This is a genomic window from Acidiplasma aeolicum, assembly GCF_001402945.1.
Taxonomy (GTDB): domain Archaea; phylum Thermoplasmatota; class Thermoplasmata; order Thermoplasmatales; family Thermoplasmataceae; genus Acidiplasma; species Acidiplasma aeolicum.
In genome coordinates this window covers 1-1,388 of the sequence record NZ_LKBG01000129.1, presented here as the reverse complement: position 1 = coordinate 1,388, position 1,388 = coordinate 1, and the positions used below count along the sequence as shown (strand labels likewise).

Annotated in this window: 1 protein-coding gene and 1 pseudogene; both read left to right on the top strand. The window is 34.3% G+C overall.

Features of this window, described 5'->3' with window-relative positions; genetic code table 11:
- Window positions 1-318: pseudogene (locus AOG54_RS09890) on the top strand (MFS transporter); the annotation flags it as partial.
- Between the two features lie 37 nt (window positions 319-355).
- Window positions 356-1,273 (top strand): bifunctional phosphoglucose/phosphomannose isomerase, encoded by a 918-nt coding sequence (locus AOG54_RS03555; protein ID WP_048101642.1) that lies wholly within the window; start codon window positions 356-358, stop codon window positions 1,271-1,273.
- Window positions 1,274-1,388 lie beyond the last annotated feature (115 nt).

Sequence of the window (1,388 nt, the reverse complement as noted above, 5' to 3'; positions counted from 1 at the left end):
CTGTCGGTACCTGCATTGATAGCCTTTACAGTGGGTGTGGGATCAATGCCTGTTGTGCCGCTGCTACTGATGGAGCGTGTAAATCCTGTTGTAAGGGGTATTATCTCCGGGATATCATACAACTTTGGTGCGTTATTTGGCGGTGTTATATCAATAATACTTGGATTTATTGGTGACATTGTTGGTTTCCATGGACTTTTATTAATAATAGATATAACAACACTGCTATGCCTTGTATCAGTAATCATAACCGGTGCATCAATAAAAAAATTAAAGGACTCATATGCTTACAGGCTGTACAGGAACATCGAGGACTAAAACAAAAATTAATAAATAAAAATCAATTAACTCTTACATGGACTTTATAGACGAATTAAAGAATTTAAAGGAGCAAATTAAATTTAATCAAAAATTTAACATAACTTCTGAATATGACAATATTGTAATCTCCGGTATGGGTGGGTCTGGCATTGTTGGCGATATATTTCAGGAAAAATTCTCAAAAAAACCTGTTATAACTGTTGGAGATTACGGCATACCAGAATTTGTCAATGAAAGAACTGTATTTATTGGCATAAGTTACTCTGGAAATACCGAGGAAACACTTAATAATGTGGATGAGGCAATGAAAAAAAATGCCCATGTTTATGCCATTACATCTGGTGGAAAGCTTGCCGACAGGGTAAAAAATTCAATAATAATACCATCAGGATTACAGCCAAGATCTGCTCTAGGTTACATGTTAATGCCACTCTTCAATACATTTGATCCAGTGGATGATGACATAATTAAAAAAACATATGATATTTTGGACAGCATGGATAAAAATCATGATGAAATGCGCAGGGAGGCATTAAAAATATATGAAAACAGCTATATACCAATAATATTTGGGTCAAGACCATTTAAATCAGTGGCATACAGATGGAAAACACAGTTTAATGAGAACTCAAAGACATTTGCATTTTATAATTATTTTCCTGAACTCAATCATAATGACACAATGCCATTAAAAAAGGCTTACAGAAGAGATGAATACAGGTATTACGTCTTTAATTCCGACAATCTTAGAATACAGAGAAGGATAGAAATCACACAGGAAATAACCGGGGAATCATTTAATATTATAACAGCACCAACCAATGAATATTTTGAGAAACTATTCTATCTAATACATTATGCAGACTATTTAACATATGAACTGGCTCTTGTGAGGGAGGTTGACCCCACAGATGTATCAACAATAGAGGAATTAAAAAGCAAATTATCCTAATTCCTTTATTTCCCTTGATGTTTCTATTATTACAGAACCACCCGGTGGAAGTATTGGCTCGATCTCATCCCTGGGCACATCAAGTATTTTCGATATTTTTTCAACAGCATTATTT

What these genes read in the sequence shown, in the direction of transcription:
- AOG54_RS03555 (WP_048101642.1), top strand. Translation starts at nt 356, where the DNA reads ATGGACTTTATAGACGAATTAAAGAATTTAAAGGAGCAAATTAAATTT.